The following is a 20,427-nucleotide window of genomic DNA, read 5'->3' as shown; positions in this document are numbered from 1 at the left end:
CCGACTATCTCCTGACGAGGCCGACGATGCCCGCGGCGACCACCGCACCACCGACCAGGTAGGCGACCGGCACGCCACCGAGTTCGACCCCGCCGCTGACCTGTTCGGCGAGCCCCGGCGAATCGCCGGCGGAGGCGTTGCGGTACTGGTACGGGTCGTCGCTCCAGGGTGGCGCGACGGGTTCGAACGACTCGTTCCACTGTTCGGTCTCGCCGTCAACCCGCCCGACGAACCCGACCTGATCGAGTTCTCCTTCCGGGTCCTCGAAATCGCCGGTGTAGAGTCGCGCTTGGCCGACGATTTCGGCGTCGGGCGCGTCGAGTAGTTCGACGGTGATTGTCTCGTTCTCGCCTGGACTGGCGATCGCGGGATAGTAACTCCCATCAGTTCCCTCTGTGTGAACCATCAACTTCGTCGGGTAGGTCTGCCTCGACGGGTTCTCGACGGTCACGTTCACGACTGCCGACTGCTTCCCGTCGACGACCGCGTTCCCGACGCTGGCCTCCGTAATCCGTGGGACCTCGACCCCGTTCGGGTTCTCGGGGTCGATTTCGTGAGTGAAGTTGTACTGTGTTGTATCCCCGAACGTAGAGATTTTAACCGTGTGCTCGTCCCGAGTCACATCAAGCGTAGATCGCAGAGGGAACTCTCGACGGTGTGTCTCTCCCGGCGTCAGTGGAATGTCTTCTCGTTCTAATCGAGACCCATCGACACTGATAGAATAGATAGAATCCCGTTCCTTGCTTGCAGTATTCTCACCCTCCACCTGCAGTATGTGTGTCTTCTCATCGAATTTGATCTGATACTCTACGCCAAATTCCCCCGACAACGATCGTTCTTCGACATTGTCTGAAAGGTCACTTCCGGTAGCAGCCGCGACCACCGTGGCAGGTGCCATACTGGTCATGCAAAGAATACACACCAAGACGATTCTAACAGCGCCCGTCATATTCTTCTTTTTGTGTGTTTTATATTTCTGCACATATTGTTTTTGGTCTAATCTTCTTCCTCCCTCACCTCTCTAAGTATGGACTCCTCGTTCACTACGCCAGCGCCGCTGAACTCCGTCTCGAAGGGGCCGACGACGCGACGTCGGACCTCCCCGTCTTGGGTAGTGTAACGAACCGTCGTGCCCGTGACCGTCGCATGCGTGGACGTCACGTTTCCGGCGTCCTCGTAGGCGGGACGCTCGACCGTCTTCGTCCCCTCTCGCAGGACTTCCCAGGTGGGTTTTCGCCGCTCGGCTCCGATTCTGATGTCGTCTGCCTTCGCGAGTCGCCAGGCGGTCTGGCTGTCCGCTACGGTCCGGTAGTCGCGCCACTCGTACACCGCGGGGCTGACGAGTTCTCGCTTCGTCGCCTCGTAGCGCCGCTCGGTGACCGTTTCCCACGTCGTGTAACGGTGTTCGTACTGGGTCTCGTACTCCGCGGAGCGAATCTTGTGCTGTCGGGTTCGTCCAGTGGGACTGTGGGAGGAGGAGCGTGCACTGAGCGACCAGTACGTTTTACTCACGCGCCGGGTCCGCTCTTCGGTCCGCGTGACCGTGTAGCAGTGTCCTCCCCAGAGGCATTGTCTGCTCTCCACTTCGCGCTCGTACGTCTCTGTCGTCCAGTATCGGTACTGACGTTCGGTGAGGTAACGAGCGGGAGAGACGAGTACGCGCCGCGTCTCGCCGGTGTAGTCCTCGCCGCGGGCCGACCGCCACTCCGTCTCGGTTCGGGGCTCACGGTGGCGCGTCGTCTCCGTTCCGCTCACGCCCCAACCGTCGTTCTCGTCGATGAAGAGCCGGCGCTGCCAGCGGCGGTCGAAGAGTCGTTTCGAGGTCTCGTACTCCGCGTCGCGCACTTTCTCTCGTCGTTCCATCTCGTAGCCCGTGACCCTGGACGACGCGCTCACGACGGTGAATCCGTACGAGCGCAGTCGCTGGAGTCGTTCCCGGTCCTCGACGGTCATCCGTTCAGTGACCGGTCGCTCGATGGCGTAGCTCACGTCCGAGACCTCGAGGTCTTCGTGACGGGTTTCGTTGAGTGACTGCACACGAACCGTCGGGAGGTCGTACTGTTCGCGAGCGAAGTCAGGTTGCTCTTCGTTGTAGAGGGTAAGCGTCGGCCGGAGGTCCTCGCTCGCCAACGCGGCCGCCTCGAGTTCGATGACGCCCTCGTAGTACACCGAGTTCCGACCACCGACGGCGTCGCCCGGTCTCGTCTCGATAGGCGTGTACGGGACCTCGTTCCAGCGCACTATTTCACCCGCAGAACCGTCGAGTTCCGCCCCGACCGAAACGGAACTCGTCTCACGGCGGAAGTGGATCGGCTCGGTCCGGACGCGGACCCGGAGCGTCTGGGCCGACGAGTACGGTTGCGACGATATGGGATACATCGTCGGAGTGGTCCCAGTCTCGTGATAGACCGGCCAGACGTCGGTCTTGGAATCGTCGATTTCGGGGACGAACCCGCGGAGCGCACTCCACGTTTGAGTCGTTACTTGATCCTGTTCGTCCTCGAGGACCAACTTCCCTGCATCCCAGTACGAAAGGTAGGCGGTTGAGTTGTCATCAGGGTGTGGATTCGCACCCATCTTCCACGTATAGGTAAGATCGCTCCCATCTGGGTCGAACGACCCACTCGCATCGATCTCGATTCGTTCGGTCATATCCACCCCGTCAGTTCCGTCGTTGAGCATCCGAAGCCGGAGTTCTGGTTTGCTCGGTTCGACCTCGAAATCGTCGTTTACTACCCGTGAAGCACTTGCCGCTCTTTCAACATCCAAACGGGTAGTGATCGTATAGTGTGGATTATCCCCTGGTTTGTACGCTGCCCAATAGGTGTGCACAGTCAACGTATTCCCATCGACGACTCGTTTTTTCTGGCTTACACGTAATACGTCATCCGGTGAACCGGGGATCTGCCGCACCTTCACCGTCTCCGGGTCCGTCCCGTTCAGGTCGACCTTCGTGACGTGGTGTGCCGTGTATCGCCCGGCGTCGATACGCTCGTGGTACGAGTCCACGGGCCCGTTGACGAACTCGGCCGAGAGGAGGCGCGGTGCCTCGCGCGAACCGAGTGTCCGCGTCGCGGTCGCGGTCTGGCCACGGGCGTCCACAGCGGTCGCGGTCACCGTGGTATTCGCACTCGCGTCGACATCGGCTCGTTCGAACGCGACCGAGCGCGTCACGCCGTTTCGCTCTCGACCCTCCCCGTCGTCGACCGTCACTGTCCGACCCTCGGTGTCACCGATTCGCACGTGAACCCGGTCGAGGTTACCGAAGGCGTCGCTCGCGGTCACCTCGCCCGTCAGGTCGCCGTCGTGCGTGAGCCGGTCGAAAGAGACCCTCGGTTCGGGGTCGGCGACGACCTCCGTCGACCCGTCGGGGAATCGTGCGGTCGTCGTCGATCCGTCGGTGTACGTCACCTCGGCGCGGAGACGGTGCTCGCCGGGCGCCCAGTTCTTGCTATATCGCTGGTCAGATCCGTCGTCGTCGCCGTTGGCGACCCAGCGAACCGCGTCGACGTGGCGCGACGGGCCGTCCAGTTCGAGCGTGTACGTGGCCGAGAGCGGTCGACCACCGGTGACGAGCGTCGGACCGTCGAGCGTCGGCGTCCGTTCCGACGCGAGCGGGTCAGGCGAGTCGTCGGGCGATTCCGCTGGAGGCGACGGGTCGGCCGGTGATTCCTCGCCCCGTTCGACGTCGACGTAGAGCGTGTCAGAGGCCTCGTTACCGGCGTCGTCGGTCACGACGACGGTCACCTCGTAGCGACCCACCGACCGCGCCTCGAAGGTCGGTCGTGGCGTCGTGGGGTCTCGCGGCCGCGTCGTCTCGTCGGTCGGCGTTCGGATCCACCACTCGTAGCTCGCTATCTCGCCGCCCGGGTCGCGCGACCCGGTCGCGTCGAGGACGACAGTCGTCCCGCGTTCGACCTGCTGGTCGAGACCGGCGTCTGCGAGCGGCGCTCTGTCGGTAGACGTTCCAGCGACCGGCGTGACCGTCAGGCTCACTACGAGGACGAGAATCGATATCCTGCGTTGCATGTCCCTCTTGCGAGGGATTGTAAGAAATCATACTTATAAACTTTAGGAATGTTCTTTATTTATTATCAGTTCCGTACTTTTGCCCCCACCTCCTCCATCGCCCACACCCGCACGTAGGCCTCGACCACGTCCCGGGTGTTCTCGACGCCGTTCGCCTTCGCGTCCTCGATGGTCTCGCGTGCCTGCGCGAGCATCCGGCGTTCGGTCGGCGTCTGGTCGGGTTCGTCGCGCACGTCGTTGAGCAGCGCCTCGAAGTCCTCGCGGATGTCGAAGGAGGCGCGGGCGACGTTGCACCGCGAGAGCGGGAGTTGCCCCACGTCGAGGACGAGGTCGCAGACGAGGTCCCAGTCCGAGCGACAGAAGTGAATCGACACCTCGCCGACGATGTCCCGCCAGGCGATAGGGTCCGAGTGTTTCAACAGGGGGACGACTTTCGGGGGGAGGTCGAGTCGCGCGACGGTGTCGGGGTCGTCACAGAGACAGCAGGGCATCTCCGTCTTGCCCGTGTACATAGTCGCACGGAGGGGAGTCACGGGTTTGTACCCCTCGTTCGCGGACAGGTGCGCTCGCGTTCGAGGGGGTCGGCCGGTCGCGTGTTCCAGTGCAACCGGGTGGAGGGGCACACGAACGCGTGCCGGTACGTGACGGTCTCGCGGTGTAGCGAACGACTTATCCGCGAAAGGCCGGAAAGCGCGGCTATGGACACGGGCGAGCGGCGGGAGCTTGTCTCTCGCTACACCGAGGAGGTCGTCACGGACGAGGAACTGGAGGCGGTACTCGCCGCGGACGACCCCAGCGCGTACATCGGCTACGCGCCGACCGGGGAGATGCACATCGGTCACTTCACGACCATCCGGAAGCTGGCGGACTTCCTCCGGGCGGGCGTCGACGTGACGGTCCTCGTGGCGGACCTGCACGCTCACCTCGACGACGAGAAGAGCCCGTTCGACCTCCTGGACGCGCGGACGGAGTACTACCAGGAGGCCATCGAGGCGATGATAGACGCGGCGGGTGCCGACGGCGAGCGCATCGAGTTCGTCCGCGGACGGGACTTCGAACTCGAGGAGCCGTACACCCTCGACCTCTACCGGATGCTGGCCGACACGACGGTCAGTCGCGCCACGCGCGCCGGGAGCGAGGTGGTCCGCCAGTCGGAGAACCCGAAACTCGGCGGCCTCGTCTACACGCTCATGCAGAGCCTCGACGTCGCGGCGCTCGACGCCGACATCGCCTACGGCGGCATCGACCAGCGCGGTATCTACATGCTCGCCCGCGAGGTGCTCCCGGACTACGGCTACGACAAGCCGGTCTGCGTCTTCGCTCCCCTCCTGTCCGGGCTCACCGGCGGGAAGATGAGCGCCTCCGACGCCGGGTCGAAGATCAACCTGACCGACGACGCCGAGACCATCGACGAGAAACTCCAGGAGGCGTACTGTCCGGCCGGCGACGTCGAGGACAACGGCGTCCTCGAGTACGTCCGCTACCTCGTCTTCCCGGTCTTCGAGGAGCGCGGGGAGTCGTTCGTCGTCGAGCGTCCCGAGAAGTTCGGTGGGGACCTCGTCTACGACTCCTACGACGACCTCGAAGCCGATTTCGTGCGCGAGGAACTCCACCCCCTCGACCTCAAGAACGCTACAGCGGCCGCCATCGACGACGTCGTGGCGCCCGTCCGCGAGCACCTCCTCGCCGACCCCGACCTCCTCGACGCCGCGTACCCCGACCGCGAGGAGTGAGGGTCGGGCATCAGTCCGATTCCGGCACTACCGAGCGACCGTGAGTAATGAAGAGCTTTCGTGAGCAAGCCACAGTCATTACGCTCGCTGGTTGCTCGTCACAGTCGGCGGGCGCCGTCGTGTGGACCGACGCCCGCTGAACGTCACGGTGCCGTCCAACACGACGACACCCGATGGACGGCGCGGTCGAGTCTGGATGCCCTCGACCGCGCCATCGCTCCACCGACGTACCACCGTCGAACTGATTGGGTGATAGCGGTGTGTCGCACACGACCGAAGCGATTCGTGCCCCCACCGCGTCCGTGCGGGAGCGCCGTACGCGCTCCCGTCCGGACACGGTGTCGAGGCGGTGGAACCGTCCGTCGTCGAGCGGAGACGACGTCGAGGGATAGTTTTACGGCGGGGTCAAACGGGAGTAGACACACCCACCATGGCCACCATCACGAGAGCGGCGATTCCGACCAGGGAGTTCGCGCTTCACCGGACGCTTCGGGAGGTTTCGGACGTCGAGTTCGAGTGTGAGCGCCTCGTCGAGAGCGGCGAGGGCAGGGTCATGCCGCTGGTGTGGACCCGCGGTGCGGACACCGAGACGCTCGAGGCGGCGCTCGAGCGCGACCCCAGCGTGACCGACGTCACGCTCCTCGCCGAGTTCGACGACGAACTGCTCTACCGGATGAACTGGGTCGACCAGGTCCGCCTCGTCATCGAGATGGTGACGTCGCTCGACGCGACGATACTCGACGCCTACGGCGACGCCGAGGCGTGGAACCTCCGCATCCTCTACCCCGACCGCGACGCGCTCTCGCGGACCAACGACTTCTGCGAGAGCAACGGTCTCACCTTCGACGTCATCCACGTCCGCGAGATGCGCGGCGACCCGGTCGGTCGGTTCGGCCTCACCGACGAGCAGTACGAGGCCATGACGATGGCCTGCGAGCGCGGCTACTTCTCCGTCCCGCGCGAGACGGACCTCGACGCGCTGGCCGAGGACCTCGACATCTCCCACCAGGCGCTCTCCGAGCGTCTCCGCCGGGGTACCGAGGTGCTCGTCGAGGAGGCGCTCCTCGTCGGCCCGCTCCGGACCCTGCGTCGGTAGAGAGTGGACGAACCACGCCCGTCACCCGGCGGCGTCGACGTTACCTGGTCACGTTCGTGTCCGCGAACGTATATATCGGTTCGAACTCGTACCTGGTTACGTAATGTTACCACTATCGCTCCAGACGGCGCCCGCCCTCGACGGTCCGGGTGCCGAGTTCGCCTTCCTGCTCGCTCGCGTCCTCTTCGGGGGCGTACTGGCGTTCATGGGACTCAACCACCTGACCGGCACCGGGGAGATGAGCGGCTACGCGGGGGCGAAGGGCGTCCCCGCCCCGTCGCTCCTCGTCCCGTTCACCGGCGGGATGCTCCTCGTCGGCGGTCTCTCCATCGCCCTCGGGGCCTACCCGCTGGTGGGGGCCGGTGCGCTCGCCGTCTTCCTGCTGGTGACGACGCCCGTCATGCACGACTTCTGGACCGCCCCCGAGGACCAGCGCCAGACCGAGACCATCCAGTTCCTGAAGAACGTCGGTCTGCTCGGCGGCGCGCTCGTCTTCCTCGCGTTCGCCGGGACGGCGTGGCCGCTGTCGCTCGGCCTCGCGCTCTGACGCGGGCGATTCGGGAACACTGATTCCCTCCCGGCCCCAGCGGTCGGACGGATGGAGATTGACCCGCGGGCGGTACGGTCGATGTATCGAACGCTGTCGGGTGCGGTAGTGCCGCGCCCCATCGCGTGGGTGAGTACGACGGGCGAGGACGGCGTCGACAACCTCGCACCCTACAGTTTCTTCAACGTGGTGAGCACCGACCCACCGACGCTGATGTTCGCCCCGGGCGACCGACCCGGCGGCCACACCGACACGGCACGCAACGCCCTCGACACGGGCGAGTTCGTCGTCAACGTCGTCGACCGGGCGATGGCCGAGGCGATGAACGAGACGAGCGCGACGCTTCCGGGCGACGAGAGCGAGTTCGACCACGCGGGCGTCGAGGCCGTCCGCTCGACGCGCGTCGGCCCGCCCCGGGTGGCCGCATCGCCCGTCGCCTTCGAGTGCGAACTCGCCGACTTCGTGGAAATCGGGACCGGGAACGTCGTCTTCGGCGAGGTGGTCTACGTCCACGTCGACGACGCCGTCGTCACCGGCGGGAAGGTCGACGTGACGAAACTCGACGCGGTCGGTCGTCTCGCGGGGAACTACTACTGTACGACCGCCGACCGCTTCCGGATGGTGCGTCCGGACTGACCCGAAAACCGACCGACGGCGTAGGAACGAATCTCCCGAATTCGTGCCCGTCACGGGTTGACACACCAGTTTGCGGTATTATTATATGAGGAGAGAACTAGGGGGCAGGTACGATGCACACCTGCCGCAACTGTAAGCGCACCTTCGACTCGAAACTCGAACTCGAACTCCACCGCGACACCTGCTCGGACGACCAGCTGTTCTGCCGAAAGTGCGGGACGCGATTCGCCGAGCGACGCGGCACCCGCGACGGCTGGCACTACGCCTGCCCGACCGACGACTGCGACGGCGAGGAGATAGGCGAGGACCTCCTTCGCGTACGCGACGCCCTCACCGTCACCCGATAACCGCTCCCCGTTCGTTGCCCGACCGCTCCGCCCTCCCCCGCCGGGTCGCCCGGCAGGTGTGCCCCCTCTACGCCCCCTGTTCTTCGGTATCACGTACCAACCGTTCGAGGTCGTCGAGCGCCCGCCGACAGACCGCCGCGTAGCCCGCCGCCAGTGGCGGCACCTCGAAGACGACCCGACTCCCCCTGCCCACCGCCTCGACGCGGTGGCCCGTCGCGGGAACCGTCGGCGTCGGGTCGAGGGTGTTCCGGAGGAGGGCCGTCGTCGGTACACCGACCTTCCACGTCCAGCGGCGGTCGGCGCAGGTCGTCACCTCGAACGGCGCCCACACCCCGCCGGCGAGGTCGGCCACCTTCACACGCCCGCGCGTCCCCGCCTCGATGTAGCGCCGGTCGCACTCGACCCCACGCACCGACGGCCCCCACTCCGACCAGCGGGTCGTGTCGCACAGCAGGTCCCAGAGGGTGTCCGGCGGGGCGTCGATGCGGCGGCTCACTTCGAGGCGGTAGCCGTCGGGCGTCCGGGCGAACGCGAGGCTCATGGTCGACGGGAGGAGGGCCGCCGGGATAACCCCCGGTGTCCTCGCCCGACGGTTCGCTCGCCGCCCGTGACGGACGGTCGGCTCCAGCCCACGTCACGTACCGTGGCGTCCGTCGCGCGGCGCGTGAACGCTTTTAGCCCCCCGGTGAGAGTCGCTCTCATGGAGTACACCACCCTGGGTGAGACGGGCGTGACGGTCAGCCGCATCTGCCTCGGTTGTATGAGCTTCGGCACCTCCGACTGGCGCGACTGGGTCCTCGACGAGGAGGAGGGCCTCGAACTCGTCGAGCGGGCCATCGACCTCGGTATCAACTTCTTCGACACCGCGAACATGTACTCGCGCGGCGAGTCCGAGCGCGTCCTCGGGAAGGCGCTCGAAGGCCGGCGCGAGGAGAGCGTCGTCGCCACGAAGGTCTACTTCCAGATGGACGAGGACGACCCCAACTCGGGCGGGCTCTCCCGGAAGACCATCGAGCAGGAACTCGACGCCTCCCTCGACCGCCTCGGGATGGAGGGCGTCGACCTCTACCAGATCCACCGCTGGGACGACGACACGCCCATCGAGGAGACGCTCCGGGCGCTCGACGACGCCGTCCGACGCGGGAAGACGCGGTACGTCGGCGCCTCCTCGATGTGGGCCCACCAGTTCGCCGAGGCCCAGCATACCGCCGACCGCCTCGGCCTCGACCGCTTCCTCACGATGCAGGACCACTACAACCTGCTCTACCGAGAGGAGGAGCGCGAGATGCTCCCCTACTGCCGGAAGCAGGGCGTCGGCGTCATCCCGTGGTCGCCGCTGGCGCGGGGGTACCTCGCCCGCCCCCACGAGGAGTTCGACGCGACCACCCGCGGCAAGAGCGACTCGCGCGCCCGGGACCACCCCTACTTCGAGGGGGGTGGCCGGGAGGTGAACGAGCGCGTCCAGGAACTCGCCGCCGAGGAGGACGCCACGATGGCCCAGATAGCCCTCGCGTGGCTGTTCACGAAGGAGACGGTCGACGCCCCCATCGTCGGGACGACGAGCGTCGAACACCTGGAGGAGGCCGTCGAGGCCCTCGACATCTCGCTGTCGGACAGCGACGTCGCGTACCTCGAAGAGCCCTACGAACCGGTCCGCGTCTCCGGCCACAGCTGACCCGGAACTGGGCTCAGTCGCCCGTGTCCGCCGTCCGCTCGTCCGTCGCGCCCACCTGCTCGTGGGTGTGGTGGTAGAACCGGACGCGTGGGCCCGGAACCGGTTCGAAACAGACCCGCCGGTAGCGGGCGTTGTCGAGGAGGTTGACCAGCAGGCCCGCGTCGTGGACCGAGACGGAGTCGTAGACCGTCTCGCAGACCGGACAGGGGTGGGGGGCGTCCGCTGGCACGTCCATGCGTTCCCTGGGGGCTCGACGACGAAAACCGCCACGCGCCTGCCGGGGGCGACAGTCCGATACCCCTCCTCTCCCAACCTCGTGTATGTCGGTGCTCAGGATGCGCTGGCGGGACGCGCTGTTCGCCCACTGGCCCGTCGCGCCGTCGGTCGTCGACGAGCGACTCCCAGACGGCCTCGAGGCGGACACCTTCGACGGGCGGGCGTGGCTCGGCGTCGTCGGCTTCCGCATGGAGGACATCCGGCCCCGGGGGTGCCCCGTCGGCCTCACCTTCCCCGAACTGAACCTCAGAACGTACGTGCGAGGCGGCGAGAAGGACGGCATCTACTTCTTCAACCTCGACGCCGACGACCGACTGGGCGTGGCCGTCGCCCGCCGCGCCTTCCGCCTCCCGTACTACTACGCCGCGATGCGCCACGAGCGTCGCGGCCGGGCGGTACGACTGCGGAGCCGCCGGCTCCACCCCGGCGTCCCCTCGCTCGGTTTCGAGGGGACGTACGGGCCCGTCGGCGGGCGCGTCGAGGACCGCGCGCTGGCGGACTTCCTCACGGAGCGCTACCGCTTCTACACGGCGAACGACGACGGGCGCCTGTTCGCGGGCGACGTCGTCCACGACCCGTGGCCGCTCCGGCCGGGATACCTGACGACCGGGCGTAACGACTGCTTCACGGCCAACGGCTTCGAGCACCCCGACGGCGACCCGCTGGTCCACTACTCGCCGGGCGTCGACGTCGGAGCGGGACGGCTCCGGCGGGTGTAGCGCCCTCGCGCCGGCGCACCATCGCACCGTCGCGTCGTCACGTCTCCCACCTATATACGCCTCGCGCGCGTCTCTCGACCGATGACGGCCCTCGAATCGGACGTCCAGCCGCTGACCGGGCCGACACGCGCGCTCGACTCTCGAGTCCGCCTCGTCTGGGCCGGCCAGGCGCTCGTCACCGCCCTCGTGGTCGCGGGGGTCGTCGGCACCGTCGCGTACGCGCTCGAAGGACTGCTCTGGCCCGCCGCCCTCGTCTTTCTCGTCGCCGTCACGCTGGGGGTGACCCACGCCCACCTGCGGTACCGCCGGTGGTCCTACCGGGTCCGCGAGTCGTCGCTCTCGCTCGACCGGGGCGTCCTCACCCGGGTTCGAACGGTGGTCCCCTACGTCCGGGTCCAGCACATCGACACGCGCCGCGGGCCGCTCGAACGCGCCACGGGCCTCGCGACGCTCGTCGTCTACACGGCCGGCTCTCGCGGCGCCGACGTGACCATCCCGGGGTTGACGCCGGGGGACGCGGCGGACCTCCAGACGCGGCTCGAGCGACTCGCCATCGCCGCGGAGGGCGAGGAGGCGGTCTGAGGTGCGCCTCGACCCCCGGTCGGTCCCCTACCGCGCCGGCGCCTCGACGGCCCGCCTGCTGTGGGCGGTGGTCGTCGTCGCGCTCACCTCGCAACTCGACGAGCGCGTCGGCCTCACGCTCGCCGGCGGCGTCGTCGTCCTCTTCGCCGCGGCGGCGACCTACCAGCTGGCGTACTACCGGCGCTTCGAGTACGACCTCGCCGACGACACCTTCGACATCCGCTCGGGCGTCCTCTCGCGACGCGAGCGCGACATCCCCCTCCGGCGTATCCAGAACGTCGACACCAGCCAGAACGTCGTCCAGCAACTGCTCGGTATCACCGAGGTGCGCCTCGAGACGGCGGGTGGCGACGAGACGGAGGCCGTGCTCCAGTACGTCTCGGCCGCGGAGGCGACCCGGCTGCAGGACGACATCAGTCGGCTGAAACGCGGCGACGCGAACGGGGAACGCGAGGAAGGGGAGCGCGGGACGCACCCGGAACGCGAGACGGTCTTCGCCATCACGCCGCGCGAACTGTTCCTGCTCGGCGTCGTCTCGCTCGACCTGCGGCTCGTCCCCGTCTTCTCCGTGGTGGCGGGCGTCCTCGTTCCCTCGATCGCCGTGAGCACCACCCCCTTCGGACCGATGGGGGAGATGCCGATGTCGTCGATGGTCACCTCGCCGCTGGTCGCCATCTCGCTCGGGACCGTCGCGCTCTACGCGCTGGCGGCCGCCGCCAGCGGCGTCGTCACCGCGACGAACTACTACGGCTTTCGCCTCTCGCGGGGGCCGGACGAACTGCGCTACGAGCGAGGGCTCTTCCAGCGCTACACCGGCACCATACCGCTCGCGAAGGTGCAGTCGCTCACGGTGGACGCGAACGCGCTCGCCCGCCTCGGCGGCTACGCCTCGCTCACGGTCCGGACGGCGGGCTACGCCCCCGGCGACACCGAGGGCGCGCAGTCGGCGGTCCCCTTCGCCGACCGCGAGCGGGTGTGGGCGCTCGCGCGCTCGGTCGAGGACCTCGGCGAGGTGTCGTTCGAGCGCCCCCCGAGACGAGCGCGGACGCGCTACGCCGCTCGGTACCTCATCGGTCTCGCGCTCCTGACCGGCGCGTTCTACGCCGTGACGCGCCTCGACGCCGTCTGGGGGCGGTGGTGGCTGACGGCCGCGCTGGTGCCGTTCGTCCCCGTCGCCGCCCACCTGAAGTGGCGCGCCCGGGGGTACGCGCTCCTCGACGACCACGTCGTCACCCGCAACGGCTTCTTCCTCCGGCGGACCACCGTCGTCCCCTACCACCGCGTCCAGACGGTCTCGACGGTCCAGACGGTGTTCCAGCGACGGCGTGACCTCGCGACGCTCCTCGTCGACGCCGCGGGCGGGAGCGGCGCCGACGCGCGCGCGGTGGACATCGACGCCACCGTCGCCGAGGCCCTCCGGGGGACCGTCGAGGCGCGCCTGAACCGCGCGCTCGCCGCCCGCCGCGAACAGCGTCACCGCGAGCGCACCGCGTCGCTCACGGACGACCCGTAGTCAGTGCTCGAACGTCTGGACCTCGACCGTCCGTCCCTCGGGGTCCTCCGCGAAGAACTGGTAGATGTCGTAGCGCTCGTCGTACCGCGGCTGCCCGTCGGCCCGGTCCGCCAGTCGCTCGTAGGCGGCGTCGACGCCCGCCCGGTCGTCGTGGACGAAGGTGAGCGTCCCGCAGGTCTCCGCCCTCCCGTCGTCGCTCGCACAGAACCCGACGACGTGCCCGCCGGCTTCGTGTTCGAGGATAGTGCAGTCGGGCTGTTCGTGCCACACGCGCGCGCCGACGACCTCGGTGTAGAACGCGACTATCGAATCGAGCGCGGCGGTTCGAAAGAACACCAGTCCCATACCCTCCTCCCCACGGGCCGCCGACTAAACCCCACGCCCCACACCGCCCCCGACCGTCACCCCCGCCGACCCAACGCTTTTCGACACTCACGCGGAACCAGTGGTATGAGTGCTGACACGAACCGGTCGGGGCGCGTCGACCCGGGCATCGCCGGCGGTCTGCTCGCGCCCGTCGTCGCCCTCGGTGCCATCGCGCTCGCCACCCTCCGCTCGCCGTCGTTCACCTGGACCGGGAGCGCCCTCTCGGACCTCGGGGCTCCCGGAGCACCGACGGAGTGGCTGTTCAACGGTGGGTTGATTCTGGGAGGGTTGCTCGCGCTCCCGTTCGCCTACCGGGTGTGGACGCGGGGGCGCAACCGCCTCGAACGCGCCGGGGCGGCCGTCTTCGCGCTCGACGCGCTCTGTCTCGCCGGCGTGGGCGCCTTCCCCATCGGGACCGACCTGCACGGGCCCTTCGCCGTCGCGTTCTACCTGCTCCTCTCGCTCTCGCTGTGGGTCTACGGGGGAGGCAACGCCCTCGCGGGCGACCGCGCTCGTGGCCTCGTGACGGCGGCGCTCGGCGTCCTCAACCTCGCCGCGTGGGCGATTTGGGCGGCGGCGTTCACCGACGTGGCCCCGGGGCTCGCGCTCCCCGAGAGCGTCGGCGCCCTCGTCGTCGGCGTGTGGACGGCGACGACGGCGCTGTGGCTTCGCTAGTCATAGTCACAGTCATAGTCACCCCTCGACCCACTGCGAGAACTCGCTGACGGCGGCGTCGGTCCCGGTGACGACGAGGTCGTCGCCCTCCCTGAGTTCGAAGTCCGGACCGAGTTCGGTGCGCATCTCACCGTCTCGCTCGACGGCGACGACCGTACACCCGGTCCGGGCGCGGACGTCCGCGTCCCCGAGCGTCCGGCCGGCCAGCGGTCCCGGTTCGGTGCGGACGATCTCGACCTGCTGGTCGTAGGTGACCACCTCCTCGCCGAGGAGGGTGGAGGCGAGCATCCGCCCGCTGACGACGGCCAGCGAGAGGACGTAGTCCGCCCCGGCGCGGTAGAGTTTCTCGACGCTCTCGGGGCTGTCCGCCCGGGCGAGTATCTCCACGTCCGGGGCGAGGTCGCGGACGACGAGCGTCGCGAACACCGTGGTCGTGTCGTCCGGGAGCGTCAGGATGACCGTGCTCGCCTCCGAGAGCGACGCCTCCTCGAGCACGTCGCCGTCGGTCACGTCGCCGACGACGTCGACCCCCGGCATGTCCGTCCGGTCGAGCGTGAGACAGGGGACGTCGGCGTCCTCGAGCGCACCCGCCACGGTCGACCCGACCATCCCGTACCCGGCGACGATGACGCGTCCGCGCCGGAGGCGGCGCTGCTCCGAGAGGGTGAGGCGTTTCAGCCGTTCGAGTTGGCGTTCGTTGCCCGCGACGAGGAGGATGGTCTGTTCGTCGATGTACGCCTCCGGCGACGGCGGCGTGACGAACTCGCCGCGGAACCACGCGCCGATGACGTTCGCGCCGGTCCGCTCGCTGATGCCGCTCGCGGCGACGGTGACGCCCGTGAGGTCGCTCCCCGCCTGTACCGGGAGTTCGACGATGTCGAAGTCGTCCGCGATCTCGACGGCCCCACCCAGGTCGCGAGAGAGCCCCGCCGTCACCTTCGTCGCCAGGCTCCTGCCGACGAGTTGGCGGGGCGAGAGCACCTGGTCGCTCCCGGCGAGGCGCTGGTACTCCGCGAGGTCGGGGTCCTCGACGAACGTGACGACCGGCACGTCACAGACCTGCTTCGCGGTGAGGGCGACGCTGGCGTTGGTCTCGTCGTCCACGTCGGCGACGAGCGCACGGGCGTCCGGCAGGTGGACGCGCTCGCGACAGACCGCGACGCTCTCCGGGTCGCCGTGGACGACGGTCGTCCCCGACTCGTGGACGTCCGCGGCCCGGTCGCGGTCGGGTTCGACCACCACGTACTCGATACCCCGTCGTTCGAGTTCGTCGACGAGCGCCCGCACGCGGGCGGTGTAGCCGGCGACGACGACGTGGTCGGTGAACCCGTCGACGCCGGTGGGAGCGGCCGTGGCGAGGCTCTCTTCGAGCGCCGGGAAGACCAGGACCGGCAGCGCGAGGAAGATGAGTGCCACGCCCGTCAGGTCCATGACGATGACGAAGAGGTTCATCTGCCAGCTCTCCCACGGCGCGTCGGAGCCGAACCCCGTCGTGGTGAACGTCTCGACGACGACCTGCAACGCGTGGAGGAACGTCTTCGGGTCGCCCTCGAACACCCGCATCCCGGAGTAGTAGCCGACCGCGTAGAGGAGGATGACGGCGAAGAGCCACAGCGAGTACCGCACCGTCCGGCGCTGCCACGTGTCCATCGCCTCTCTATTCCGCCGCGGGCGGTAAAGTGGTTCCACTCGCTCCGGCCCAACCGTTTTCGCCCCCGCCGCCCACGCTCCCCCATGGCCCGCGACGTCACACACACCGCACACGGTCCGCGTATCCTCACCCCCGAGGACATCGACGAGGAGAAGGGCGACGTCGCCGTCTGTCGCTGCGGACTCTCCCGCGAGTTCCCCTTCTGCGACGGCTCCCACCGGGCGACCGAGGACGAGGAGTCGGGCGTCGTCTATCGCTACGCGGGCGACGACCCCGACGGCGAGCGCCGCGTCGTCCGCGAGCACGAGGGGTCGGACGATTCGGCCGACTCTCGGTAGGGTTTTCCACCGCCCGGTCGGAGCCTCCCACATGGACCCCGACCTCTCGGCACTCGACGACTTCCTCGACGACGGCGGGTTCGACGGCTACCTCGTCCACGCGGACGGCGAGGACTCGACCCAGCGCTACCTCTCCGGGTTCGACGCGCCCGACCCGTACGTGACCCTCTACGACGGCGAGCGCCACCTGCTCGTCTCCAGCCTGGAGTACGGCCGCGCGCGACGCGAGGCCCCGACCGAGGACGTCGTCCGCCACGCCGACTTCGACTACGGCGCGAAGCGCGAGGAGTACGGTCACGTGGAGGCCGGCCACCGCGTCATCGCCGAGTTCCTCGCGGAGCGCGGCGTCGACGCCGTGGCCGTCCCCGGCCGCTTCCCCCTCGCCGTCGCCGACGGTCTGCGCGACCTCGACGTCTCCGTGACCGCCGAGACGGAGGGAGTCGTCACCGACATCCGCGCGACCAAGACCGAGGCGGAACTCGACTTCGTCCGGGCCACCCAGCGCGCGAACGAGCGCGCGCTCGCCCGCGCGGAGGAACTCGTCCGGGAGGCGAGCGTCGAAGACGGCGTCCTCGTCCACGACGGTGAGGCGCTCACCAGCGAGCGCGTCAGGCGCGAGATGGAGATCGCGCTCCTCCGGGAGGGCTACGCGCTGGAGGAGAGCATCGTCGCCTGCGGCGCGGCGGCCGCGGACCCCCACGACCGGGGCAACGGCCCCCTCTACGCCGACGAACCCGTCATCGTCGACGTCTTCCCCCGCGACAAGGAGTCGAAGTACTTCGCCGACATGACCCGGACGTTCGTGAAGGGGACGCCGAGCGACGAGGTCCGGGCGTGGTACGACCTCACCGAGGAGGCGCTGGAGGCCGCCCTCGCCGCCGTCGAACCCGGCGCGACCGGCGCGGACGTCCACGACGCCGTCTGCGACGTCTACGAGGCGGCCGGCGAGCCGACCCTCCGCGACGACCCGACCACGGAGACGGGCTTCATCCACTCGACGGGCCACGGCGTCGGCCTCGACATCCACGAGCGCCCGAGCCTCGGCCCCGGCGGCGGCGACCTCGAACCGGGCATGGTCATCACCGTCGAACCGGGCCTCTACGACCCCGACGTCGGCGGCGTCCGCATCGAGGACATCGTCGTCGTCACCGAGGACGGCTACGAGAACCTCACCGACTACCCCCGCGAACTGGTCGTCGAGTAAGAACTTTCTCCCGGCGGGTCGAACGCCCGTCGTGAATCGCCCTCCCCTCCGCTTCCCCCTCGCGCTCGGCGCGTGGGGTACCTTCGCGGTCGGCACCCTCGTCGCGCCATCGCTCGTCCCCCGAGGGCCGGTACTCGCCCTCGCCGTCGGCGCCATCCTCTCACTCGCGGCGGTGCGATACGACCTCGCTCCCGTCCTCGCCCGGACGCGCCTGCACCTCGCGCTCGTCGTCCTCCCGACGGCCGCCATCGTCGTCTGGATGTTCGACGCGCTCGTGTCCGGTTCGGTCCTCCGGGGTTCGCTCTCGGTCCTCCTCGGCCTCGCCGCGACGGGGGGCGCGGGACTCGCCGTCCTCGTCGCCGCCGACAATCGATACGCGGCCGACCGGATGGCGAACCAGTCCGTCCTCGTCGAGTGGACCGGCGGGCCGACCCGGACACGGCGTCGATGGCAGCGCGTCGGGTTCGTCGCTCTCGGCGTTGGCTGCATCGTCGCCGGAGTCGCGACGTGGTTCCTCGCTCGCGACCTCGCGGACGTCGGTGGCTCACTGCTGGCGAGCCTCGGGGGCGGGTTCGTCGGCTCCGCCTACAGCACTGGACGGAGCGTCCGCTACACCGCCCTCGAAGGCGGCATCGTCGTCCGGCCGTTCGGGGCCGTCCGGTCGGTGTACCTCCCGTGGTCGCGCTTTACCGGTGTCGAGCGCACGAGCGAGGAACTCGTCCTCCGGCGACGGCTCCCAGGGACGTCGTTTCACTGTGCGCTCTCCGACGTGGCGGACCCGGACGACGTCGAGGCGACCCTCCACGAGCGACTCGACGGACGTCGGCCGTAGGCCGTCCGTCGAGTGCGAACGCACTCGGACAGGCTTTTGCACCGCGCGGGAGTGTGCTGGGGCATGGACGTACTCGTCGTCGGCGCGGGCGAGATGGGGACGTGGTTCGGCGCGAGCGTCGACGCCGACCTCGCCTACGCCGACACCGACCCCGGGGCGGCGGAGCGGGCCGCCGAGACCACCGGCGGGCGGGCCGTCGCGCTCGACACCGCCGAGCGCTTCGACGCCGTCTGCCTCGCCGTCCCGATGTCCGTCGTCGGGGCGGCCGTCGCCACTCACGCCGAGCGGGCCGAGCGCGCGCTGCTCGACCTCAGCGGCGTGATGGCCGGCCCGGTCGAGGCGATGCGCGAACACGCACCCGACCGCGAGCGGGTGAGCCTCCACCCCCTGTTCGCCGCGAACGCCGCCCCCGGCCGGGTCGCCGTCGTCCCGGACCGACCGGGCGAGGTGACCGACCGCCTGCGCGCCGACCTCGCGGAGCGCGGGAACGACCTCTTCGAGACGACGGGCGAGGAGCACGACCGGGCGATGCGGACGGTCCAGGCGCAGGCGCACGCCGCCGTCCTCGCCTACGGCCTCGCGGGCGAACCGGTCGACGAGCGCTTCCACACGCCCGTCTCGCGGCGTCTCTCGGACCTCGTCGAGCGCGTCACCGACGGGACGCCGCGCGTCTACGCCGAGATACAGGCGACGTTCGGCGGCGCGGAGGCGGTGGCGGCAGCGGCCGACCGACTCGCCGACGCCGACGACGAGGCCTTCGAGGTCCTCTACCGCGAGGCGGGGCGATGAACGCCGACCAGCGGGAGCAGGTGCTCGACGCGGCGCGCTACCTGCGCTCGGTGCGCCCGCTCGACCCCGAGGAGTTGTGCGAGTACGTCGAGGGGCGACCGCACCCGGCCGTCGTCCGGCAGGTGCTCCGCGAGTCGGCGGTCGACCTCCGGGTGCGCGAGCGCGAGGACGGCACCTTCACGCCGGTCGAGGAGGGACCGGCCGAGGTGGGACTCGAGACGGTCCGGCGGTTCCCGAGCGGGCACGAGGCCCGCCTCGAGGACCTGCTCGTCGAGCGCTACGGGACGGAGTGGTACGCCGGCGAGAGCGGCGACCGACTGCGCGCCACGATTCGACGGGTCAAGGAGGACTACTACCGCCAGCACCCCGTCGAGTACGACGCGGAGACGGCGCTCGCCTACGCGCTCTATCACCTCCCCGACTACTACGCCGTCGCGCAGTACGCCCTCGCCGACCTCGGGCGGGCGGGCCTGCTCCCCCGAACCCTGCGCGTCCTCGACGTGGGTGCGGGCGTCGGCGGCCCGGCGCTCGGCCTCCTCGACCTGCTCGCGGGCGAGGCGCTCGTCGACTACCACGCGGTCGAACCGAGCGCCGCCGCCGACGTGTTCGAGCGCCTCGTCGTGGGGCGGGAGAACCAGCGCGTCACCGTCCACCGCGAGACGGCCGAGGACTTCGAAATAGCGGAGACCTACGACCTCGTCCTCTTCGCGAACGTCTGGAGCGAACTGGACGACCCCGCGTCGGTCGCCCGGCGCTACGCCGCGGGTCTCGCGGACGACGGCACCCTCCTCGGCCTCGCGCCCGCCGACAAGAACACCGCCGTCGGCCTGCGCGAGGTCGAACGCACCCTCGAACGGGAGTCGGACCTCTCGGTGTACGGCCCCGAGGTGCGCCTCTGGCCGGGCGTGACCCCGAGCGACCGCGGCTGGTCGTTCGACGTCGAACCCGACCTCGCGGTGCCCGAGGTCCAGCGTCGCCTCGACGACGCGGCGACCGACCCCGACGGCGACCCGGGCGAGTTCGTCAACGTCGACGTCCAGTACGCCTCGACCGTCCTCCGGCGCGACGGTGCGCGCGCCGTCGACGTCGCCCCCGACGCCGAGCGCTTCGCGCGGATGGCCGACGCCGAGGACCACGTCACCGACCGCATCGACCTGCTGGCGGTGAAACTCAGCCACGACCTCGGGCGGGGCAACCCGCTGTTTCGCATCGGCGACGGGAGCCAGTCGGTCGACCACTACGCAGTCTGCACCCGGGAGTCCGCGCTGAACCGCGACCTCCTGCGCGCCGACTTCGGCGACCTGCTGGTCGTCGAGAACGGTCTGCTCCTCTGGAACGACGACGAACGGGCGTACAACCTCGTCGTCGACGCCGAGACGGCCGTGGACGCCGTCCCGACCTGATTCGACTGATTCGACC

The 20,427-nt window shown here is 69.1% G+C and carries 22 protein-coding genes and 1 pseudogene; 15 read left to right on the top strand and 8 right to left on the bottom strand.

The window, feature by feature from the left end:
• Positions 1 to 4 precede the first annotated feature (4 nt).
• The 4 genes and pseudogenes from P1Y20_RS04300 to P1Y20_RS04290 all read right to left on the bottom strand — a co-directional run bounded on the left by P1Y20_RS04300 (position 5) and on the right by P1Y20_RS04290 (position 4,541).
• On the bottom strand, positions 5 to 898 hold the full coding sequence (locus P1Y20_RS04300) for a hypothetical protein (RefSeq protein ID WP_304447424.1): 894 nt from the start codon (positions 896 to 898) through the stop codon (positions 5 to 7).
• A gap of 98 nt (positions 899 to 996) precedes the next feature.
• Complete coding sequence (locus tag P1Y20_RS04295; protein ID WP_304447423.1) at positions 997 to 3,213, bottom strand: hypothetical protein; 2,217 nt, start codon at positions 3,211 to 3,213, stop codon at positions 997 to 999.
• A gap of 483 nt (positions 3,214 to 3,696) precedes the next feature.
• Positions 3,697 to 4,029: pseudogene (locus P1Y20_RS18755) on the bottom strand (PKD domain-containing protein); the annotation flags it as partial.
• Positions 4,030 to 4,094: 65 nt separating this feature from the next.
• Complete coding sequence (locus P1Y20_RS04290) at positions 4,095 to 4,541, bottom strand: DUF7960 family protein (protein WP_304447422.1); 447 nt, start codon at positions 4,539 to 4,541, stop codon at positions 4,095 to 4,097.
• A 186-nt stretch (positions 4,542 to 4,727) separates the two neighbouring features.
• On the opposite strand from P1Y20_RS04290, the gene P1Y20_RS04285 reads away from it, so the two are divergent.
• The 5 genes from P1Y20_RS04285 to P1Y20_RS04265 all read left to right on the top strand — a co-directional run bounded on the left by P1Y20_RS04285 (position 4,728) and on the right by P1Y20_RS04265 (position 8,388).
• Complete coding sequence (locus P1Y20_RS04285) at positions 4,728 to 5,762, top strand: tyrosine--tRNA ligase (protein ID WP_304447421.1); 1,035 nt, start codon at positions 4,728 to 4,730, stop codon at positions 5,760 to 5,762.
• Positions 5,763 to 6,192: 430 nt separating this feature from the next.
• Positions 6,193 to 6,858: a bacterio-opsin activator domain-containing protein gene (locus tag P1Y20_RS04280; RefSeq protein ID WP_304447420.1), complete on the top strand. Its 666-nt coding sequence runs from the start codon at positions 6,193 to 6,195 to the stop codon at positions 6,856 to 6,858.
• 103 nt (positions 6,859 to 6,961) lie between these two features.
• A complete protein-coding gene (locus P1Y20_RS04275) occupies positions 6,962 to 7,405 on the top strand; it encodes a DoxX family protein (RefSeq protein WP_304447419.1) in 444 nt (147 codons plus the stop codon).
• A 51-nt stretch (positions 7,406 to 7,456) separates the two neighbouring features.
• A complete protein-coding gene (locus tag P1Y20_RS04270; protein WP_304447418.1) occupies positions 7,457 to 8,041 on the top strand; it encodes a flavin reductase family protein in 585 nt (194 codons plus the stop codon).
• A gap of 113 nt (positions 8,042 to 8,154) precedes the next feature.
• Positions 8,155 to 8,388: a transcriptional regulator gene (locus P1Y20_RS04265; protein WP_304447417.1), complete on the top strand. Its 234-nt coding sequence runs from the start codon at positions 8,155 to 8,157 to the stop codon at positions 8,386 to 8,388.
• A gap of 67 nt (positions 8,389 to 8,455) precedes the next feature.
• Here P1Y20_RS04265 and P1Y20_RS04260 read toward each other — a convergent pair whose 3' ends face one another.
• Entirely contained in the window at positions 8,456 to 8,929 is a 474-nt protein-coding gene (locus tag P1Y20_RS04260; protein WP_304447416.1) for an SRPBCC family protein, read from the bottom strand.
• Between the two features lie 159 nt (positions 8,930 to 9,088).
• Between P1Y20_RS04260 and P1Y20_RS04255 the strand changes: the two genes are divergently transcribed.
• Positions 9,089 to 10,063: an aldo/keto reductase gene (locus P1Y20_RS04255; RefSeq protein ID WP_304447415.1), complete on the top strand. Its 975-nt coding sequence runs from the start codon at positions 9,089 to 9,091 to the stop codon at positions 10,061 to 10,063.
• A 13-nt stretch (positions 10,064 to 10,076) separates the two neighbouring features.
• Here the strand turns inward: P1Y20_RS04255 and P1Y20_RS04250 are convergent, their stop codons facing one another.
• Positions 10,077 to 10,298, bottom strand: coding sequence for a DUF8145 family protein (locus P1Y20_RS04250; RefSeq protein ID WP_304447414.1), 222 nt, complete (start codon positions 10,296 to 10,298; stop codon positions 10,077 to 10,079).
• Between the two features lie 85 nt (positions 10,299 to 10,383).
• On the opposite strand from P1Y20_RS04250, the gene P1Y20_RS04245 reads away from it, so the two are divergent.
• The 3 genes from P1Y20_RS04245 (at position 10,384) to P1Y20_RS04235 (ending at position 13,153) form a co-directional block, all read left to right on the top strand.
• Positions 10,384 to 11,058: a YqjF family protein gene (locus P1Y20_RS04245; RefSeq protein WP_304447413.1), complete on the top strand. Its 675-nt coding sequence runs from the start codon at positions 10,384 to 10,386 to the stop codon at positions 11,056 to 11,058.
• Positions 11,059 to 11,139: 81 nt separating this feature from the next.
• A complete protein-coding gene (locus tag P1Y20_RS04240) occupies positions 11,140 to 11,640 on the top strand; it encodes a PH domain-containing protein (protein ID WP_304447412.1) in 501 nt (166 codons plus the stop codon).
• A 1-nt stretch (position 11,641) separates the two neighbouring features.
• Complete coding sequence (locus P1Y20_RS04235; protein WP_304447411.1) at positions 11,642 to 13,153, top strand: PH domain-containing protein; 1,512 nt, start codon at positions 11,642 to 11,644, stop codon at positions 13,151 to 13,153.
• Here P1Y20_RS04235 and P1Y20_RS04230 read toward each other — a convergent pair whose 3' ends face one another.
• Positions 13,154 to 13,498 (bottom strand): VOC family protein, encoded by a 345-nt coding sequence (locus P1Y20_RS04230; RefSeq protein ID WP_304447410.1) that lies wholly within the window; start codon positions 13,496 to 13,498, stop codon positions 13,154 to 13,156.
• 105 nt (positions 13,499 to 13,603) lie between these two features.
• Between P1Y20_RS04230 and P1Y20_RS04225 the strand changes: the two genes are divergently transcribed.
• A complete protein-coding gene (locus P1Y20_RS04225; protein ID WP_304447409.1) occupies positions 13,604 to 14,194 on the top strand; it encodes a DUF998 domain-containing protein in 591 nt (196 codons plus the stop codon).
• Positions 14,195 to 14,212: 18 nt separating this feature from the next.
• Here the strand turns inward: P1Y20_RS04225 and P1Y20_RS04220 are convergent, their stop codons facing one another.
• The gene (locus P1Y20_RS04220; protein ID WP_304447408.1) at positions 14,213 to 15,844 is read right to left on the bottom strand and encodes a potassium channel family protein; all 1,632 of its coding nucleotides are present in this window, start codon (positions 15,842 to 15,844) and stop codon (positions 14,213 to 14,215) included.
• A gap of 84 nt (positions 15,845 to 15,928) precedes the next feature.
• Between P1Y20_RS04220 and P1Y20_RS04215 the strand changes: the two genes are divergently transcribed.
• From P1Y20_RS04215 to P1Y20_RS04195, 5 genes are all read left to right on the top strand, one after another.
• Positions 15,929 to 16,183 (top strand): CDGSH iron-sulfur domain-containing protein, encoded by a 255-nt coding sequence (locus tag P1Y20_RS04215; protein WP_304447407.1) that lies wholly within the window; start codon positions 15,929 to 15,931, stop codon positions 16,181 to 16,183.
• Between the two features lie 31 nt (positions 16,184 to 16,214).
• Positions 16,215 to 17,387, top strand: coding sequence for a M24 family metallopeptidase (locus tag P1Y20_RS04210; protein WP_304447406.1), 1,173 nt, complete (start codon positions 16,215 to 16,217; stop codon positions 17,385 to 17,387).
• A gap of 31 nt (positions 17,388 to 17,418) precedes the next feature.
• The gene (locus P1Y20_RS04205; protein ID WP_304447405.1) at positions 17,419 to 18,219 is read left to right on the top strand and encodes a hypothetical protein; all 801 of its coding nucleotides are present in this window, start codon (positions 17,419 to 17,421) and stop codon (positions 18,217 to 18,219) included.
• A gap of 63 nt (positions 18,220 to 18,282) precedes the next feature.
• The gene (locus tag P1Y20_RS04200; protein WP_304447404.1) at positions 18,283 to 19,008 is read left to right on the top strand and encodes a prephenate dehydrogenase/arogenate dehydrogenase family protein; all 726 of its coding nucleotides are present in this window, start codon (positions 18,283 to 18,285) and stop codon (positions 19,006 to 19,008) included.
• Complete coding sequence (locus P1Y20_RS04195) at positions 19,005 to 20,411, top strand: DUF8157 domain-containing protein (RefSeq protein ID WP_304447403.1); 1,407 nt, start codon at positions 19,005 to 19,007, stop codon at positions 20,409 to 20,411. Before P1Y20_RS04200 ends, P1Y20_RS04195 begins: the two co-directional genes overlap by 4 nt.
• Positions 20,412 to 20,427 lie beyond the last annotated feature (16 nt).

Source organism: Halomarina ordinaria (assembly GCF_030553305.1).
GTDB classification, from domain to species: domain Archaea; phylum Halobacteriota; class Halobacteria; order Halobacteriales; family Haloarculaceae; genus Halomarina; species Halomarina ordinaria.
Note: the sequence above shows the minus strand (reverse complement) of the source record. Positions and strands in the feature narration are given on the sequence as shown.

Bases quoted from the DNA above. Each gene is read 5' to 3' on its own strand.
- P1Y20_RS04300 (WP_304447424.1), bottom strand. From the start codon at position 898: ATGGCACCTGCCACGGTGGTCGCGGCTGCTACCGGAAGTGACCTTTCA.
- P1Y20_RS04290 (WP_304447422.1), bottom strand. From the start codon at position 4,541: ATGTACACGGGCAAGACGGAGATGCCCTGCTGTCTCTGTGACGACCCC.
- P1Y20_RS04285 (WP_304447421.1), top strand. From the start codon at position 4,728: ATGGACACGGGCGAGCGGCGGGAGCTTGTCTCTCGCTACACCGAGGAG.
- P1Y20_RS04280 (WP_304447420.1), top strand. From the start codon at position 6,193: ATGGCCACCATCACGAGAGCGGCGATTCCGACCAGGGAGTTCGCGCTT.
- P1Y20_RS04275 (WP_304447419.1), top strand. From the start codon at position 6,962: ATGTTACCACTATCGCTCCAGACGGCGCCCGCCCTCGACGGTCCGGGT.
- P1Y20_RS04270 (WP_304447418.1), top strand. From the start codon at position 7,457: ATGGAGATTGACCCGCGGGCGGTACGGTCGATGTATCGAACGCTGTCG.
- P1Y20_RS04265 (WP_304447417.1), top strand. From the start codon at position 8,155: ATGCACACCTGCCGCAACTGTAAGCGCACCTTCGACTCGAAACTCGAA.
- P1Y20_RS04260 (WP_304447416.1), bottom strand. From the start codon at position 8,929: ATGAGCCTCGCGTTCGCCCGGACGCCCGACGGCTACCGCCTCGAAGTG.
- P1Y20_RS04255 (WP_304447415.1), top strand. From the start codon at position 9,089: ATGGAGTACACCACCCTGGGTGAGACGGGCGTGACGGTCAGCCGCATC.
- P1Y20_RS04250 (WP_304447414.1), bottom strand. From the start codon at position 10,298: ATGGACGTGCCAGCGGACGCCCCCCACCCCTGTCCGGTCTGCGAGACG.
- P1Y20_RS04245 (WP_304447413.1), top strand. From the start codon at position 10,384: ATGTCGGTGCTCAGGATGCGCTGGCGGGACGCGCTGTTCGCCCACTGG.
- P1Y20_RS04240 (WP_304447412.1), top strand. From the start codon at position 11,140: ATGACGGCCCTCGAATCGGACGTCCAGCCGCTGACCGGGCCGACACGC.
- P1Y20_RS04230 (WP_304447410.1), bottom strand. From the start codon at position 13,498: ATGGGACTGGTGTTCTTTCGAACCGCCGCGCTCGATTCGATAGTCGCG.
- P1Y20_RS04225 (WP_304447409.1), top strand. From the start codon at position 13,604: ATGAGTGCTGACACGAACCGGTCGGGGCGCGTCGACCCGGGCATCGCC.
- P1Y20_RS04220 (WP_304447408.1), bottom strand. From the start codon at position 15,844: ATGGACACGTGGCAGCGCCGGACGGTGCGGTACTCGCTGTGGCTCTTC.
- P1Y20_RS04215 (WP_304447407.1), top strand. From the start codon at position 15,929: ATGGCCCGCGACGTCACACACACCGCACACGGTCCGCGTATCCTCACC.
- P1Y20_RS04210 (WP_304447406.1), top strand. From the start codon at position 16,215: ATGGACCCCGACCTCTCGGCACTCGACGACTTCCTCGACGACGGCGGG.
- P1Y20_RS04200 (WP_304447404.1), top strand. From the start codon at position 18,283: ATGGACGTACTCGTCGTCGGCGCGGGCGAGATGGGGACGTGGTTCGGC.
- P1Y20_RS04195 (WP_304447403.1), top strand. From the start codon at position 19,005: ATGAACGCCGACCAGCGGGAGCAGGTGCTCGACGCGGCGCGCTACCTG.